At 73.6% G+C, this 15,530-nt stretch carries 14 protein-coding genes; 3 read left to right on the forward strand and 11 right to left on the reverse strand.

The window, feature by feature from the left end; translation table 11 throughout:
• Together EDD90_RS14315 and EDD90_RS14320 are read right to left on the reverse strand one after the other, a co-directional pair.
• Positions 1 to 1,743, reverse strand: coding sequence for a pyruvate dehydrogenase (locus EDD90_RS14315; protein WP_123973394.1), 1,743 nt, complete (start codon positions 1,741 to 1,743; stop codon positions 1 to 3).
• Between the two features lie 121 nt (positions 1,744 to 1,864).
• Positions 1,865 to 2,203: a GNAT family N-acetyltransferase gene (locus tag EDD90_RS14320; protein WP_123973395.1), complete on the reverse strand. Its 339-nt coding sequence runs from the start codon at positions 2,201 to 2,203 to the stop codon at positions 1,865 to 1,867.
• A 213-nt stretch (positions 2,204 to 2,416) separates the two neighbouring features.
• Here EDD90_RS14320 and EDD90_RS14325 point away from each other — a divergent pair, with 213 nt between their 5' ends.
• A complete protein-coding gene (locus EDD90_RS14325; protein ID WP_260327853.1) occupies positions 2,417 to 3,649 on the forward strand; it encodes an MFS transporter in 1,233 nt (410 codons plus the stop codon).
• On the opposite strand, the gene EDD90_RS14330 is transcribed toward EDD90_RS14325, so the two are convergent.
• Positions 3,641 to 5,002 carry an NAD(P)/FAD-dependent oxidoreductase gene (locus EDD90_RS14330; protein WP_123973396.1) on the reverse strand — a complete coding sequence of 454 codons (1,362 nt, stop codon included), beginning with the start codon at positions 5,000 to 5,002 and terminating at the stop codon, positions 3,641 to 3,643. The two genes, EDD90_RS14325 and EDD90_RS14330, sit on opposite strands and share 9 nt — an antisense overlap.
• Positions 5,003 to 5,213: 211 nt before the next feature.
• Here EDD90_RS14330 and EDD90_RS14335 point away from each other — a divergent pair, with 211 nt between their 5' ends.
• On the forward strand, positions 5,214 to 5,801 hold the full coding sequence (locus EDD90_RS14335) for a Dps family protein (RefSeq protein WP_123973397.1): 588 nt from the start codon (positions 5,214 to 5,216) through the stop codon (positions 5,799 to 5,801).
• Positions 5,802 to 5,834: 33 nt separating this feature from the next.
• Positions 5,835 to 6,749 (forward strand): LysR family transcriptional regulator, encoded by a 915-nt coding sequence (locus tag EDD90_RS14340; RefSeq protein WP_260327854.1) that lies wholly within the window; start codon positions 5,835 to 5,837, stop codon positions 6,747 to 6,749.
• Positions 6,750 to 6,758: 9 nt separating this feature from the next.
• Here EDD90_RS14340 and EDD90_RS14345 read toward each other — a convergent pair whose 3' ends face one another.
• The 8 genes from EDD90_RS14345 to EDD90_RS14375 all read right to left on the reverse strand — a co-directional run bounded on the left by EDD90_RS14345 (position 6,759) and on the right by EDD90_RS14375 (position 15,422).
• The gene (locus tag EDD90_RS14345) at positions 6,759 to 7,406 is read right to left on the reverse strand and encodes an FMN reductase (RefSeq protein WP_123973398.1); all 648 of its coding nucleotides are present in this window, start codon (positions 7,404 to 7,406) and stop codon (positions 6,759 to 6,761) included.
• Positions 7,403 to 8,491 (reverse strand): LLM class flavin-dependent oxidoreductase, encoded by a 1,089-nt coding sequence (locus EDD90_RS14350; RefSeq protein ID WP_123973399.1) that lies wholly within the window; start codon positions 8,489 to 8,491, stop codon positions 7,403 to 7,405. Before EDD90_RS14350 ends, EDD90_RS14345 begins: the two co-directional genes overlap by 4 nt.
• A gap of 338 nt (positions 8,492 to 8,829) precedes the next feature.
• Positions 8,830 to 9,294 carry a DUF5709 domain-containing protein gene (locus EDD90_RS14355; protein WP_123973400.1) on the reverse strand — a complete coding sequence of 155 codons (465 nt, stop codon included), beginning with the start codon at positions 9,292 to 9,294 and terminating at the stop codon, positions 8,830 to 8,832.
• On the reverse strand, positions 9,291 to 9,467 hold the full coding sequence (locus EDD90_RS55410) for a hypothetical protein (RefSeq protein WP_185149085.1): 177 nt from the start codon (positions 9,465 to 9,467) through the stop codon (positions 9,291 to 9,293). Before EDD90_RS55410 ends, EDD90_RS14355 begins: the two co-directional genes overlap by 4 nt.
• A 110-nt stretch (positions 9,468 to 9,577) precedes the next feature.
• The gene (locus EDD90_RS14360; RefSeq protein WP_123973401.1) at positions 9,578 to 10,546 is read right to left on the reverse strand and encodes a helix-turn-helix domain-containing protein; all 969 of its coding nucleotides are present in this window, start codon (positions 10,544 to 10,546) and stop codon (positions 9,578 to 9,580) included.
• Positions 10,540 to 11,568, reverse strand: a complete 1,029-nt coding sequence (locus tag EDD90_RS14365) for a helix-turn-helix domain-containing protein (RefSeq protein ID WP_123973402.1) — start codon at positions 11,566 to 11,568, stop codon at positions 10,540 to 10,542. Before EDD90_RS14365 ends, EDD90_RS14360 begins: the two co-directional genes overlap by 7 nt.
• Positions 11,569 to 11,641: 73 nt before the next feature.
• Positions 11,642 to 12,607, reverse strand: coding sequence for an alpha/beta hydrolase (locus EDD90_RS14370; protein ID WP_123973403.1), 966 nt, complete (start codon positions 12,605 to 12,607; stop codon positions 11,642 to 11,644).
• Between the two features lie 31 nt (positions 12,608 to 12,638).
• Positions 12,639 to 15,422 carry a helix-turn-helix transcriptional regulator gene (locus tag EDD90_RS14375; RefSeq protein WP_260327855.1) on the reverse strand — a complete coding sequence of 928 codons (2,784 nt, stop codon included), beginning with the start codon at positions 15,420 to 15,422 and terminating at the stop codon, positions 12,639 to 12,641.
• Positions 15,423 to 15,530: the final 108 nt, after the last annotated feature.

Consider the following 15,530-nt stretch of genomic DNA (forward strand, 5'->3'; position numbering starts at 1 on the left):
TCAAGGGCGGGGAATGTTGCGGAGGTTGGCCCGCGCCAGGTGGACCATGCGGCCGACTCCGCCGCTCAGCACCGTCCGGCTCGCGGAGAGCGCGAACCCGCTGATCTGCTCGGCGGTGATCTTCGGCGGGACGGCCAGGGCGGCGGGGTCGGTGACGACGTCGACCAGCGCGGGTCCCTCATGGGCAAAAGCCTCACGCAACGCGCCGCGCACGTCGGCGGGCTTCTCCACCCGGATGCCCCGTGCTCCGGCCGCCGTGGCGATGGCCGCGTAGTCGGTGTGCGGGTAGCTGGTGGCGTGCGGCGGCAGGCCGTCGACCATCATCTCCAGGTCGACCATGCCGAGGGAGGAGTTGTTGAAGACGACGACCTTGACCGGCAGGCCGTACTGCACGAGGGTGAGGAAGTCGCCCATCAGCATGGAGAATCCGCCGTCGCCGGAGAGCGAGACGACCTGCCGGCCGCGGTCCAGGAACTGGGCGCCGATCGCCTGCGGCAGCGCGTTGGCCATCGAGCCGTGCACGAACGAGCCGAGGATGCGGCGGCGGCCGTTCGGTGTCAGATAACGCGCCGCCCACACACAGCACATGCCGGTGTCCACGGTGAACACGGCGTCGTCGGCGGCCTCTTCGTCGAGTACCGCGGCCACGTACTCGGGGTGGATCGGGGTCTGCTTCTCGACGTCGCGTGTGTAGGCGTTCACGGCGCCTTCGAGGGCGTGCGCGTGCCGCTCCAGCATGCGGTCGAGGAACCGGCGCGACGACTTCTCCCGCACGGCAGGGGTCAGGCACCGCAGGGTCTCGCCCACGTCGCCCCACACGGCGAGGTCGAGCTGGGTGCGCCGGCCGAGCCGCTCGGGCTGGACGTCGACCTGGACCGTGCGGACGTGACGGGGCAGGAACTCGGTGTACGGGAAGTCCGTGCCGAGGAGGATCAGCAGGTCGGCCTCGTGCATGGCCTCGTAGGCGGCGCCGTAGCCGAGCAGTCCGCTCATGCCGACGTCATACGGGTTGTCGTACTGGATGTGCTCCTTGCCGCGCAGTGCGTGCCCGACCGGGGCCTTGACCTTCTCGGCGAAGGCCATCACCTCGGCGTGGGCGCCGGCGACACCCCGGCCGCAGAACACCGTCACGCGCTCGGCGGCGTCCACGAGCTCGGTGAGGCGGGCGAGTTCGCGGTCAGCCGGGCGGATGGCGGGCAGGTCCAGGGGCAGGGTGAGTTCGGGAGCCGCGTCCGGGGTGTCCTCGGCGGCGGTGTCGCCGGAGAGGGCCACGACCGAGACCCCGCGGCGGCCGACGGCGTGCTGGATGGCCGTCTGGACGACGCGCGGCATCTGGTGCGGGGAGGAGATCAGCTCCGAGTAGTGGCTGCACTCGGCGAACAGCCGGTCGGGGTGGGTCTCCTGGAAGTAGCCGGTGCCGATCTGGCCGCTGGGTATCTGGGCGGCCAGCGCGAGCACGGGCGCCATCGAGCGGTGGGCGTCGTACAGGCCGTTGATGAGGTGCAGGTTCCCCGGGCCGCAGGAGCCGGCGCAGGCGGCGAGGCGGCCGGTGAGCTGGGCCTCCGCGCCGGCCGCGAACGCCGCGACCTCCTCGTGGCGGACCTGGACCCACTCCACCGCGTCATGCCGTCTGACCGCGTCGACGACCGGGTTCAGGCTGTCCCCGACCACCCCGTAGACACGGCGCACGCCCGCGCGCGCCATGAGGTCGACGTACTGCTCCGCGATGGTCTGCCTGGCCATGCCGCTCCTTCGCCTCCGGCGGCACGGCGGGGGTCGCCGCGCCGCCGGTCACGGTAGTGGCCCGGGGCGAACCGGAGTTGACCATCAGCGCACCGGATCGCTTCCGGCAGCGCATTCCAGGTCAGCGCAGTTCGGTGCGGAGCCACTGCAGGACGTCGGGGGTCACCGGGTCGGCGAGGTCGGCGAACCCCTCGTGCCTCTGCAGGAACTTGGCCACGTACTGGCACACGGGTACGACGCGCTTGCCGGCGGCGCGGGTGTGGGTGAGCGCCTCCCGGACCAGCTGGCCGGCCAGGCCCTGGCCGGCGAAGGCCTCGTCGACCTCGGTGTGGTAGAAGACGCGCTGGTCACCGCGGTCGCGGTAGGCGGTGAGGCCGGCACGTTCGCCGCCGACCAGGATCTCGTAGCGGCTGAGGGCCTCGTTGTGCACGACGACGGGGGTGGTGGTGAGCCGGTTCATCGGATTCCTTTTCGTGGGTGGTGTGGGGTGGGGTGAGAGGGGCGGGGTGAGAGGGGCGGGGTGAGAGGGGCGGGGTGAGAGGGGCGGGGCAGCGATGGTCATCTCTGATCAAGATGACTGACATCCCGGATCATCGCCGTGAAGGGGGAAGCATGGCGGGCGTCGGAGCGCTTGTGCACGGTGAGAGCAACGCCTCCTGTGAGGAAGGTCCCCGTGTCCGAGTCGTCGTCCGAAGTCCGCTCCCCGCGCCGGGAGACAGCAGCCGAGCCCGCACCCGGGGTGCCGGGCTGGCTGATCGCGCTGTTCGCCGTCGCCTCCGGCATGACGGTCGCCAACCTGTACTACGCCCAGCCGCTGCTGTCCGAGCTGCGGGACGTCTTCCACATCAGCACCGCCACCGCCGGCACGCTGATCACACTCACCCAGGTCGGCTATGTGATCGGCATGATCTTCCTGGTCCCGCTCGGCGACCGGCTGGAGAAGCGGAGCCTGATCACCGCACTGCTGACGGTCACCACGCTCGCCCTGGTGGCGGCCGGTCTGGCGACCGGGTTCCCCATGCTGCTGATCGCCTCGCTGGTCAGCGGTGCCACGTCGGTGGTGGCGCAGATACTCGTCCCGTTCGCCGCGAGCCTGGCGCCCGACCACGCCCGGGGCCGGGTCGTGGGCCGGGTGATGAGCGGTCTGCTCACCGGCATTCTGCTGTCCCGCACGCTCAGCAGCCTGGTCTCCAGCGTCGCCGGCTGGCGGGTGGTCTACCTCGGCTCGGCCGTCCTGATGGCCCTGCTGGGTGTGGCCCTGCGGCTGGCCCTGCCCCGGCACGCGCCGACCACCTCCGTGCCGTACCACCACGTGCTGCGCTCGACGGCAGCCCTGGTGCGCACGCACCCCGCGCTGGTGCGCCGGGGCCTCTACCAGGCGGCGATGTTCGGTGCCTTCAGCGCCTTCTGGACCACAGTCTCCTACGTCCTGACCGGGCCGCACTTCCACTACTCCGCCGTCGGGGTCGGGGTGTTCGCGCTGGTCGGCGCGGCCGGTGCGGCCGTGGCGCCGCTGGCCGGGCACTGGGCCGACCACGGGCTGACCCGCCGGATGACCGGTGTCGCGTTCGGTGTCGCCGCGCTGGCCTTCGCCATAGCGGGCTTCGGTCAGCACAGCGTCATCCTGATCGGGCTCGCGGCCGTCGCCCTCGACATGGCCGTGCAGACCAGCCTGATCCTCGGCCAGCACACCGTCTACCAACTCGATCCCCTCGCCCGGGCCCGCCTCAACAGCGCCTTCATCGCGATCTTCTTCATCGGCGGCGCCCTCGGCTCCCAGCTCGGCTCGATCGCCTACCGGTCCGGCGGCTGGAGCGCGGTCAGCCTCTTCGGGGCCGCCCTGCCGGTGCTGGGGCTGCTGTACTGGCTCACCGAGCGCAGGAACAGCGCGAAGCGCTCAGCGTAGGGCCGCCAGCGCCGCCTCCATCGCGCGGTGGAAGGTCGGGTACGTGTAGATCATGTGCCGCAGCCGCTCGACCGGGACCTCGGCGTGGACGGCGACGTTCAGCCCGTACAGCAGCTCACCGCCGGCCGGTCCCGCCGAGGTCGCGCCGACCAGGACACCCCGGTCGGCGTCCTCGACCAGCTTGAGGAAGCCCTCGCCTCCCGGCCCGTGGATCCAGCCGCGGGTCGAGGAGGCGTTCGGCACTACGGCGGTCCGCACCCGCAGCCCCCGGTCGCGGGCCTGCCGCTCGGTCAGCCCGACGGCCGCGATCTCGGGGTCGGTGAAGGTGACCCGGGGCAGCGCCCGGTAGTCGGCGTCGGGGCCGGGACGGCCGAGGATGTCGCGGACGGCGATCTGCGCCTGGTACATGGACACATGGGTGAAGGCGCCCCGGCCGGTGATGTCGCCGACCGCCCACAGGCCGTCCGCCGCCCGCATCTGTCCGTCGGTGGGGACGGCCCGCGCGGTCGGGTCGAGCCCGGCCGCCTCGACGCCCAGCTCGGCGAGTTCGCTGTACCGTCCGGTGGCGACGAGCAGCCGCTCGGCCCGGCGGGGCTCGCTCTCGCCTTCGAGCCACACGGTGAACTCGGTGCCGTCATGGGCGACTTGGCTGACCCGCGCGCCGGTCAGGACGGTCACCCCGTCGGTGCGCAGGGCCTCGGCGGCGAGTTCTCCCACCTCCGGCTCCTCCTGGCCGAGCAGTCGGTCCTGCCCCTCCACGATGGTGACCCGGCAGGTGAACCGGGCGAAGACCTGGGCCACCTCGGCGCCGATGGCACCGCCGCCGAGCACCAGCATCGACGCCGGGAGCTCCTTGGCGGACATGGCGTCGCGGTTGGTCCAGTAGGGCGTGCCCGTGAGGCCGGGCACCGGGGGTATGCGGGGCCGGCTGCCGGTGGCCAGGACGACACCCCGGCGGGCCTCGAACACCCGTCCGTCGACGGTCACCCGGCGCGGGCCGGTGAGACGGCCCCGGCCGCGGACCAGGCGGCCGCCCTTGGCTACCAGCCGGTCGGCCGCCACCCGGTCGTTCCAGTCGTCGGTGGCCTCGTGCCGGATACGATCGGCGACCCGGCCCCAGGCCGGAGCCGCCTCGGCCCGCCCGGCCAGGGCGGGCACGCGCCGGGCCTCGGCGAGGGCGTTCCCGGCCCGGATCATCATCTTGCTGGGCACGCACCCCCAGTACGGGCACTCGCCCCCGACCAGCTCGGCCTCGACGCCGACCACGTCGAGCCCCGCCTCGGCAAGGGTGCCCGCCAGGTACTCTCCGCCCGGCCCCAGGCCGACGACGACCACGTCCACCCGCTCGTTCATGTCCGCCTCGCTCCCTACGACTACCGGCCACCGACGGTAGGGCGGTACGGCGGACGGCCCGTGTCCGTGCGTGCACGGCGGTCGGCCCCAGAGCGAACCGGGTGCGCTCAGGGGTGCCGGCCCGGGCGCTCCCGGACAACGCCTCCCCCGCCGCCGCGCCTAGCGTCACTCGCGTACCCAGCCGCATCGCACATCCGCCAGGAGGCACACCATGACCACCAGCTCCGAGCCCGGGAAAGCCCTGCAGCACAGTCAGCCGTGGCTGCACCAGAAGGGCGAGATCATCCAGGAGTTCGGGACCGTCAAGCAGTTCCCCCTCGGCCTCTCGTACGAGGCGCGCATGTACTCCTGCCAGCGTCTCAACCGGGTCCTGGCGGACACGCAGATCCTGTACGGCCTCTACAAGAAGCACCACTGGCTGCTGCGCGGCGCGACCTTCTACCAGCTGCACCTGCTGCTGGACAAGCACGCCGACGACCAGCTGGCCCTCGTGGACACGATCGCCGAGCGGGTCCAGACCCTGGGCGGGGTCGCGGTGGGCGACCCGCGGCACGTCGCCGAGATCACCTCGGTCCCGCGTCCGCCGGACGGCGTCGAGGAGGTCCCGGCGATGCTGTCGCGGCTGCTGGAGGCCCATGAGACGATCCTGATCGACGCGCACGACGCGGCCGGCCGGGCCGCCGAGATGGGCGACGACGGCACGAACGACCTGCTGGTCTCGCAGGTGATCCGCACCGGGGAGCTGCAGGCCTGGTTCCTGGCCGAGCACCTGGTCGACACTCCCCTGGTCCGCGCCTGAGGGAGGCCGGCGCCTGCCTAGGATGCAGCGGAGATGGCCGCCCTGCCGAGGCGGGCGCTGTGCCACCGGGAGCGGATGATGGACCTACGGCAGATGGAAGTCGTCGTCGCGGTGGCGGACGCGGGCGGGTTCACGGCGGCGGCACGGCGGCGGCACGTGGTCCAGTCCGCCGTCTCCGGCACGGTCCGCGCCCTGGAACGCGAGCTGGGCACCCCGCTGTTCACCCGGACCACGCACCGGGTCGGGCTCACCCCGGCCGGTGAGGCGTTCGTCCCGGCGGCCCGGCAGGCACTGCGCGCCGCCGAGCTGGCCCGCGAGGCGGTCGACGCGGCGAAGGGCGAGCTGCGCGGCCGGGTGACGGTCGGCACCATGCAGGGGGTCTGGGCGAACCTGCATCACGCGCTGGCCGCGCTGCGGGCGGAACATCCGCGGGTGGTGGTGCAGTTGCGGCAGGCGGCGGTCACCGACATCCGGCAGGCGCTGCGCGAGGGCGCGGTGGACCTGGCGGTGGTGGCGCTGGACCGCCAGCAGCAGCGGGGGCTGGTGACCAGGCTGCTGGCCCGCGAGGAGATGGTCCTGGTGGCCTCCCCACGCCGGAAAGTCACCACGAGCGGTGCCGAGGGCACGGTCGCCCTCGCCGACATCGCCGAGCTGCCGCAGGTGGAGTTCACGCCGGGCTGGGCGATCCGCGACGCGGCCGACCGCGCGTTCCGGGCGGCCGGCGTCGAACGCGCCACGACCTTCGAGGTCAACGACATCGTGGCCGCGTCCGAACTGGTCCGGGCAGACCTCGGCGTCTGCATCATGCCGCCGACCATCGCCCACCGTTTCCCGGACCTGACGCTCTACCGGTTCGCCCGGCACGCGCCGAGCTGGAAGGTGATGGTGGTACGGCCGCCGGGCGAGCCTCCGGCGGCCGTCGCGGCACTGCTGCGCCACCTCACCTGAACGCCGTTCTCAGTCGAACCGCAGGTCGGACAGCTGCCGTTCGAGGGCGCTGATCTCGTCCCCGGGCTCCGGGTCCGCCGGCCGGACGGCCATCAGGGCGCCCAGTTCGCTGCCCGCCCGGCGGATGCGCGCGGGCAGCCCCTCGGCGTACGCGTCGCCGCCGGTCCCCCAGTCCTCGGACGCCGCGTACACGCCGGTCGGTACGACGACGGCGCGCAGGTAGGCGAAGAGCGGCCGCAGCGCGTGCTCCAGGACCAGGGAGTGCCGGGCCGTCCCGCCCGTCGCGGCGACCAGAACCGGTCTGCCGGTGAGGGCGCCGGGATCGATCAGGTCGAAGAAGGACTTGAACAACCCGCTGTAGGAAGCGCTGAACACGGGGGTCACAGCGATCAGGCCGTCGGCGCCCGTCACCGCGTCGATGGCGGCGGCGAGCGGGGGCGGCGGGAATCCGGTGACGAGATGGTTGGCGATGGCGACGGCCAGTTCGCGCAGCTCGATGACGCGGCTGTCCACCTCGTGTCCCCGCGGCCCGAGTTCGCCGTGGACCGCCTCGGCGAGCCGGTCCGCGAGCAAACGGGTGCCGGACGGGGTACTCAGCCCCGCCGAGACGGCGACGAGCTTCACCGGGCGGCCTCCGGCCGGGGCGGTGGCACTCATGCGGCAGCCTCCTGTCGTGCGGCGGCGACCAGGGAGGCGTGGGTCGGCGCCTCGGGCACCTCCGCAGGCCGCCCGGCCGCGAACTCCTTGCGCAGGACGGGTACGACCTCCTCGCCCAGGATGTCGAGCTGCTCCAGCACGGTCTTCAGCGGCAGCCCCGCGTGGTCCATCAGGAACAGCTGCCGCTGGTAGTCGCCGACCGACTCGCGGAAGGTCAGCGTCCGCTCGATGACCTGCTGGGGCGAGCCCACGGTCAGCGGGGTCTGCTCGGTGAAGTCCTCCAGGGACGGCCCGTGCCCGTAGACGGGCGCGTTGTCGAAATAGGGGCGGAACTCCCGTACGGCGTCCTGGGAGTTCTTCCGCATGAACACCTGGCCGCCGAGGCCGACGATCGCCTCCTCGGGCCGGCCGTGGCCGTGGAAGGCGTACCGCCGCCGGTACAGCTGGACCATGCGCCGGGTGTGGTCGGCCGGCCAGAAGATGTTGTTGTGGAAGAAGCCGTCGCCGTAGAAGGCCGCCTGCTCGGCTATCTCCGGCGACCGGATGGAGCCGTGCCAGACGAACGGCGCTACGCCGTCCAGCGGCCGCGGGGTGGCGGTGAACCCCTGGAGCGGGGTGCGGAACGTCCCCTCCCAGTCGACCACGTCCTCGCGCCACAGGCGGCGCAGCAGCGCGTAGTTCTCCTTGGCGAGGTCGAGACCCCGCCGGATGTCCTGCCCGAACCACGGGTAGACGGGGCCGGTGTTGCCGCGGCCCAGCATCAGGTCGACCCGGCCGTCGGCCAGGTGCTGGAGCATCGCGTAGTCCTCGGCGATCTTCACCGGGTCGTTGGTGGTGATCAGCGTCGTGGCGGTGGACAGGATCAGCTTCTCGGTGCGGGCGGCGATGTGGCCGAGCATCGTGGTCGGGGAGGAGGGCACGAACGGCGGGTTGTGGTGCTCGCCGGTCGCGAAGACGTCAAGGCCGACCTCCTCCGCCTTGAGCGCGATGGCGACCATCGCCTTGATGCGTTCGTGCTCGGAGGGAGTACGTCCCGTGGTCGGGTCGGTCGTCACATCACCGACCGTGAAGATGCCGAATTGCATGGGTTTCTCTTCTTCCGGCGAGTTGCGTCGCGGCTGCGTGGGATGCGCCGAACGCTAGCCGTCGCCCGTCCGGCCGCCATGACCGTGCGCGCACCGGAACGAACCCACCAGTGCCCTGCCACCGGACCCTGGCGCTCTGTGCCGCGGCCCCGTGCGCCACGAGGCATGTCGCCGGGCCGTGAGTGCCCGCGGTCGGGGCCATGCAGCTTCGCTCGCCGCCCACCTGCGGGGCGAAATCGTCCTGTCCGGGCAGCACACGTACCTGCTGCGCCGACAGACGCTCCTGGAAAGGCACGGGCGCGGGGACGGAACCCGTCCCCGCGCCCGTATGCGTGGTCTCAGAAACCCTCGGAGTCGGGGATCACATGCATCGCGGCCTCCTCCGCCGACGCACCGGCGCCGTCCAGGCCCCGGTCGGAGGCGAACAGGTCGGACTCGGTGACCTCGTGCGCGCCCTCGTCCGGCGCGAGAAGGCGTCCGGCACGGCCGTCGCCGACCTCGTCGTCGAGGAGCTCGCCGTCCGTGTCCCAGGTGTCGCCGAGGTCGTCGCCCTCGGGGACGCCGATGTCCGGCACCTCCTCTGCGAGGCGCTCGTCCAGGGTCTCCCCGCGCAGTCCCTCCGCCGCCGTCACGCCCGTGTGCTCCACGGCCCAGGGCCGCTCCGGCGGCGAGTAGCCCTCGTCCAGGGCCTCCTCGCCGGCCCGGTAGTCCAGGGTGTCCGAGGCGTCCAGAAGGCCCGCGTCGTCCTGCACCTCCGAACCGTCCGGCTGGTAGACCTCGTCACCCATCGCCTCGTCGGTCATACGCGCTCCATCGTCACTCGGGCCGTCAGTTCGATCCGGCCGTCAACCGGAAAGGTTAGGAGGTCGTGGTCGCGTTCGGGCGGTGCGATCACGAAAGCGGTGGCGGGAATCGAGGAGGGGCTCAGCGCCACCAGCGCCGCGGGGAGCGTCCATGTCATCGCCTTGCGCTTCATGCACATCCCTTTCCGTCGACACCCGGTGATCCGGACGGTAGGCGGGAAGGGCGGAGGCGAGCGTTCCGAGAGCGCCCGGGGAGCGGTCCGACAGGGAACAGCCGGCGGTGTCAGTCCGTCCGGACCGTGCCCGCCGTCCTGCGCCACTGCGCCGGGGACATCCCGTACGTCTCGCGGAAGGCCCGGCTGAAGTGGGAGGGGCTGGTGAAGCCCCAGCGGGCGGCCACCGCGGCGATCGACCGGTGGGCGGCGCCGGGCCGGACCAGCTCCTCGTGGGCCGCCTCCAGCCGGCGGGCGCGCACCCAGGCGCCCACGGTGGTGCCCTGGCGCTGGAAGAGCCGGTGCAGGTAGCGCAGCGAGATGGCGTGCTGGTCGGCGATGTCCTGCGGGGCGAGTCCGGGTTCGCCGAGCCGGGTCCGGACGGAGGCGGTGATGCGCTCCCACAGCGCCGACTCGGGCTGTCCGCCGATGCGTTCGAGGGCCACGGTGGCGAGGATGTCCGCGACGGCACGGGCGAGTTGTTCGCGCCGGGGCAGGCCGGGCCGGGAGACCTCCTCGACGAGTCCGTCGAGCAGGGGCAGCAGGAGGCCCGCCGCTCCCCCGTCAGCGCTCTCCACGACGGTGGCCGTGAGCGTGTGCAGCTGGCGTTCCTCCAAGCGCAGCAGGGCGCGGGGCAGCATGAGGATCCGCGCCCGCTGCCGCTCGGGGAGCACGATCCGGAACGGGCGCCGGGCGTCGTGGAAGGCCAGGTCGCCGGGGTGGAGTTCGGCGGCGCGGCCGTCCTGGAGCAGCAGCGCGGTGCCCGTCAGCTGCCGGCGGACCAGGATGTGGGTGCGCGGGTCGGCGGCCACCGAGCGGGCGCTCCGCAGAATCGTTCCGGGGCCGAACTCCTCGGTGGCGATCTGGAGGGCGCCGAGTCGTTCCGCGGTCAGTTCGCCGGTCCATGGGCGGTCGGGCTCCACGGTGACCTCGACGTCCACGAAGGTCCGCGAGAGGGCACGCTGCCAGGCGGCGAGACGGTCGCCGGGTGCCGGCTCCCGGGTGGCGCGGGACGTCTCCGGGGCGTGGCCGGTCAGCATGGCTCCCCTGCCGCCCGCACCCGGTCCAGCCAGTCCGTCGGTGACATCCCGAAGGAGTTGCGGAAGGCCTTGCCGAACCCGGCGGGACTGGCGAACCCCCAGCGCCGGGCGACCTGGCCCAGGCTGACGGAACCCGGCGGCTGCGCGACGAGTTCCCTGCGGCACTCCCGCAGGCGCTGCTCGCGGATCCACTGGCACACGGTGCTGCCCTCGGCCTCGAACAGCCGGTGCAGATAGCGGACCGAGATGCCGTGCGCTCCGGCGATGACGGACGGGGCCAGTCCGGGGTTTGACAGGTGCCAGCGGATGTACGTCTTGACGCGCAGCAGCAGGACTCCGTCGGCGCCCGGCAGTTCGGCGGGCTCCGCCCCCAGCTGGCCCGCCGCCGTCGCCGCCACCAGGCCGATGACGCTCCCGGCCAGTCGCTCGGCCGTCGGCGTCGTGTACGACCCGGAGGTGTCCGCCAGCCGCTCCAGCATCGGCGCCAGCAGGGCGGGGAGCCCCTCGCACGGGCGCACCGCGCGGCCGGTGATCTGCCGTACGTCGGCCTCGGGGAGGTCCAGCAGCCGGCGCGGGACCGCGAAGATCCTCAGCCGGAAGCGTTCCGGAAAGGTGGTGCGGAAGGGGCGGAGGGTCTCGAAGAACCCGACGTCCCCGGCCCGCAACTCGGTGCTGCGGCCGTCCTGTTCGACCCGGGCCCGGCCGGTGCTCTGTACGGCCACGAAGATCTCCTGCCCGTCGCCACGGGCGATGAAGCGCGGCGCCCGGTGGACCTGGCCGGGATCGGCTTCCACCGTGGTGATCCGCAGATCCCCGAGCCGGTCGGTGCGCAGGGTCGCGTCATAGGTGCGGCCGTCGGTGGCGATGTCCATCCCCACCAGGGTGTCGAACACGGCGTCGTGCCAGTACTCCAGGCTCTCGTCCGGCGGAACCGAGCGCGTGGTCAGTACCCTGGTCCGCTCGCTCGCCGAGCCGGTCGGACGCCGGCGTCTCTCCTCGTAGGAGTCGATCGCTGTTGGCATGCCGTCAGCATGTCGCGGCGGCGCCGCTGGGTGCATCAGTCGGCCGACTGGTCCTCGGTCGTGCCGGCGCCCGTCACCGCAGACGGGCCCGCAGAAAGGCGCATCCGGTCGCGATCGCTGCCCGAGTGGGCGCGCTGTCGGCCAGGGCGTGCAGCGCCACGAAGTCGTGGATGGTGCCGAGGAACCGCACGGACAGCGCCTCGACCCCGGCCTCGGACAGCCGCCGCGCGTACTCCTCGCCCTCGTCGCGGGCCACGTCGGCTTCGGCGGTGACGACCAGGGCCGGGGGCAGCCCGGCCACCTCTTCCGGGCACGCCCGCAGCGGTGCCGCGGTGGGTTCGGTCCGCCGGGCCGGGTCGGCGACGTACCGCTCCCAGTAGGTGCGCAGCGCCCGGCGCGTGAGCAGGTAGCCGGTGGCGAACTGCCGCTGCGAGGGGCTGTCGCAGCGGGCGTCGGTGAGCGGGTAGTAGAGCAGTTGCGCGTCGATGCGCGGCCCGTGGCGCTTCTTCGCCAGCATGGTCACGGCGGCCGCGAGCGTGGCCCCGGCGCAGTCCCCCGCCACCGCCAGCCGGTCGGAGTCCAGAGCGAGTTCGTCGGCCTGGGAGACCGCCCAGGTCAACAGGGCGTAGCACTCCTCCAGAGCCACCGGGTAGCGGGCCTCGGGGGCGCGGCTGTACTCGGGAACCACGGCGCACACACCCGCGCCGGTGACGAGCTCGCTGATGAGCCGGGCGTGGGTCTGGGCGTCGCCGAGCGCCCACCGGCCACCGTGCAGGTACAGCAGGGTCGGGAGCGGGCCGGACACCCCGGCCGGGCGGACCGTCCAGAAGCCGAGCAGCCGCGACGGGCCGACCGGTGCCACACGGAAGACCGCGTGGACGTCGAAGTCCTCGAACCGGTCGGCCTGGGTTTCCCGCAGCGCCCGCCGCGCCGCGTCCGGGCCGAGGTCGTCGAGGGCGGGCGGTGCGGCGGAGGCGCTGACCAGGCGCTGCACGACGGGGTCGAGGACCACGGCCGTACTCGGTTGTCCGGGCCTCATGGGCTGTCCTCCGACCGGTCCGTCGCCCCCCTCACCGGCCCTGTACCAGGTCACGGAGCTGATGACGGCTGCTGATGCCGAGCTTGGGATACACGTTGTACAGATGCGAGCCTATGGTGCGCGGCGACAGGAAGAGCCGCTCGCCGATCTCGCGGTTCGACAGACCGCGCGCGGCGAGCTGGACGATCTGCAGCTGTTGTGCGGTCAGTTGCTCCAGCGGACCGTCGTCCGCGGGCGCGGGCGCGGGCGCGGGCGCGGCGCCGCTGGCGCGCAGTTCGCGCTGGGCGGCGGCCGCGAGGGCGCCGGCACCGATGCGTTCGGCGGTCTCCAGGACCGTGGTCAACTGCTGGCGCGCCTCCAGGGTGCGCCGGCAGCGGCGCAGCCAGATGGCGTAGTTGAGGCGGACGTGGCCGCACTCCCACGGCCACCGGTTCGCCCCGTGGTTGACGAGCGCGAGCTGGAAGTGCTCCTCGGCCTCGCCGTCCGGGCCGACCATGGCGCCGGCGTGGTGCAGAAGCAGCGTCATCCTGGTGCTCGGGCGCTCGCCCTGCTCGGCCCGGACCCGCTCCAGGATCGGCAGGGCCTCGGCCGAGCGTCCGGTCCGCTGGGCGGTGACCGCGAGTTCGGCGATGCTCCGCGCCGACAGGAAGGGGTGCAGGGGCGCTCCGTCGGCGGTGAACAGATCGCGCAGCTGCCGCCAGGCGCCTTCCATGTCTCCGTGCGCGAGGGCGGCGAGGCCGCGGCCGCGCAGCAACCGGGCGTGGGTGGCCCGGTTCTCGTCCAGGCAGACCGCACGCCAGACGGCGGGGGTGAGCCGGGGTGCCGCCACCGGAAGGGTTCCGCGCAGCGCCCGCACGGTCAGGGCCTGCGCCTCCAGATCGGCCTGGAGGCGGGGCAGGCGCAGCACCGCGGCCTCGTTCATGGCGTCCTGGATCACGGTCTCGGCCTCCGGGAACCGCCCGATGGCGACGAGGGTGTCCACGAGGGCGAGGACCGACCAGCCGCGCAGACCGAAGGCGCGGGCGGCCCGCAGCCGGTCGTCGGCCGTGCACGACTGCCCCAGGTCCACGTCCGACTCGTCCGCCTGGTGGGCCACCGCGGCGAGGAGCGCCCGGGCGGGCGGCGCGTCCGGGCCGACGGGCTGGGCGCCGTGCGGCCGGCCGAGGCCGGACAGCGAGCTGGTGGCGGGCTGCGGCCGGGCCACCGCGGTGACCAGCGCGTCCAGTGCCCGCCGGGTGTGCGGAGTGTCCAGGCCGACCAGCGGTCCGGCCGCGGCGGAGGGCCACGGTTCGGACCCCTCGGCCTGCCGGGCCCGGTCGAGCAGCGTGGCCAGGGCCGCCGTGTGCTCCGGCAGCCCGGACTGGGAGGCGATGCCCGCCGCCAGGCCCGCGAGTGCGAGCACGAGGGTCCGGTCGACCACGGGGAACAGCTCCGAGACGTCGGCGAGCAGTTCGAAGGCCTCGCGCTGGGCGGACTCCTGGGAGAGCGCGGCGGCCAGGGCGCCGGCCGCGGCACAGACGAGTTCCGGATCGTCGGACTCCCGGACGACCCGGCCGTACAGCTCCCGCACCCAGCCGGGGTCACCCACCAGGTGCGCGGCCTTCAGGGCGCCGGCCAGCCGACGGGCGCGTTCCCGGCGCCCCGGGCTGAGCCGGGCCGCCTGCTCCAGCGCGTGCGCGGCAACCACCGCGTCCTCGCGCCGCCAGGCGGAGGCCTCCAGCGCGGCGGCGACGAACGCGTTGGTGCCGACGGTGGTGCCGGCCAGGTGCCGGGCCCTGGCCTCGGGCAGCACGGCGGCCTTGGCGAGGTCACGGTGTGCCTGCTGGCGCTCACCCGCCGGGCGCCCCAGGTAGGCGGCCGACCGGGCCAGCGGATGCCGGAAGACGAGCCGGTCCTCGACCAGCGTGACGAGTCCGGCCGCCTCCGCCGGCGCCCACACCGCCAGGTCGTCGGTGCCCAGGGCGGCCATGACGGCGGCGACGGGCTCGCCGGGCCCGGCCGCCGCCGCGTACAGCACGGCCTGGCGGGTCGCGGCGGGCAGCGCGTCGAGTCGTACGCCGAAGACGTGTTCGGCAGGCGGGTGCCGCAGCCCCTGCACGCCCCGGCTCAGTTCCACCAGGGCCAGCGGGTTGCCCTCGGCCTCCGCCAGGATCTCCAGTCGGCGCCGGCCTGTGGGCGGCGCCGGCTGCCCGTCGAGGAGCGCGGCGGCCGCAGGGCCGCTCAGCGGCCCCAGCTGCAGGGTCTCGGTGCCGGGCGGCGGGCCGGGCAGGGCCGACTCGTGCCGGGCGGCGAGCAGCATCGTCACCGCGCGTCCGGCCAGCAGCCGGGCCGCGGCGAACAGCGCCTCCAGAAAGACGCGGTCGCACAGGTCGGCGTCGTCCACGCACACCAGCACCGGCCGGGCCGCGGCGAGCCGGTCCAGCAGCGCCGTCACCGCCGCGTGCAGCTCCGCCTCGTCCGGTCCGTCGTCTCCGCGCGGTACGGCCGTCAGCACCCGGTGGTGCGCGGCGGACAGGGCGGCCAGCTCGCCCCGCACCGGCGGCGCCAGCAGTTGTTGCAGACAGCCGTACCCGTGCCCTGCGTCATCGGCCCAGCCCTGCGCGGACAGCACGAGTGCGCCGTCGGCGGAGGCCCGTTCCCGGACGCGGCCGAGCACCGTCGTACGCCCGATCCCCTCCTCGCCGAGGAGCAGCAGGGTCTGCGGAGTGCCCGGCTCGCGCGTCGCGCACCGCAGGATCCGCTCGATCTCGCCGTCCCGGCCCAGGACGGCGGCCCCGTCGCCGGTCGTGGACTGCCGGTGTGGGTGGACCGTCATGCATGTACTCCCCTGGCGGTGGCGTTCTCCCTGGCCAGGGCACATCCTCGCGAAGAGGCGCGCCGGAACGCTTCTGTCACATGACCAGTCGCCCGCCGTTCCGGCCGG

Origin of the sequence: Streptomyces sp. Ag109_O5-1 (assembly GCF_003814875.1) — a bacterium.
GTDB lineage: Bacteria > Actinomycetota > Actinomycetes > Streptomycetales > Streptomycetaceae > Streptomyces > Streptomyces sasae.

Coding starts and splice junctions, on each gene's coding strand:
- EDD90_RS14315 (WP_123973394.1), bottom strand. CDS start 1,743: ATGGCCAGGCAGACCATCGCGGAGCAGTACGTCGACCTCATGGCGCGC.
- EDD90_RS14320 (WP_123973395.1), bottom strand. CDS start 2,203: ATGAACCGGCTCACCACCACCCCCGTCGTCGTGCACAACGAGGCCCTC.
- EDD90_RS14330 (WP_123973396.1), bottom strand. CDS start 5,002: ATGAACGAGCGGGTGGACGTGGTCGTCGTCGGCCTGGGGCCGGGCGGA.
- EDD90_RS14335 (WP_123973397.1), top strand. CDS start 5,214: ATGACCACCAGCTCCGAGCCCGGGAAAGCCCTGCAGCACAGTCAGCCG.
- EDD90_RS14340 (WP_260327854.1), top strand. CDS start 5,835: ATGGCCGCCCTGCCGAGGCGGGCGCTGTGCCACCGGGAGCGGATGATG.
- EDD90_RS14345 (WP_123973398.1), bottom strand. CDS start 7,406: ATGAGTGCCACCGCCCCGGCCGGAGGCCGCCCGGTGAAGCTCGTCGCC.
- EDD90_RS14350 (WP_123973399.1), bottom strand. CDS start 8,491: ATGCAATTCGGCATCTTCACGGTCGGTGATGTGACGACCGACCCGACC.
- EDD90_RS14355 (WP_123973400.1), bottom strand. CDS start 9,294: ATGACCGACGAGGCGATGGGTGACGAGGTCTACCAGCCGGACGGTTCG.
- EDD90_RS55410 (WP_185149085.1), bottom strand. CDS start 9,467: ATGAAGCGCAAGGCGATGACATGGACGCTCCCCGCGGCGCTGGTGGCG.
- EDD90_RS14360 (WP_123973401.1), bottom strand. CDS start 10,546: ATGCTGACCGGCCACGCCCCGGAGACGTCCCGCGCCACCCGGGAGCCG.
- EDD90_RS14365 (WP_123973402.1), bottom strand. CDS start 11,568: ATGCCAACAGCGATCGACTCCTACGAGGAGAGACGCCGGCGTCCGACC.
- EDD90_RS14370 (WP_123973403.1), bottom strand. CDS start 12,607: ATGAGGCCCGGACAACCGAGTACGGCCGTGGTCCTCGACCCCGTCGTG.
- EDD90_RS14375 (WP_260327855.1), bottom strand. CDS start 15,422: ATGACGGTCCACCCACACCGGCAGTCCACGACCGGCGACGGGGCCGCC.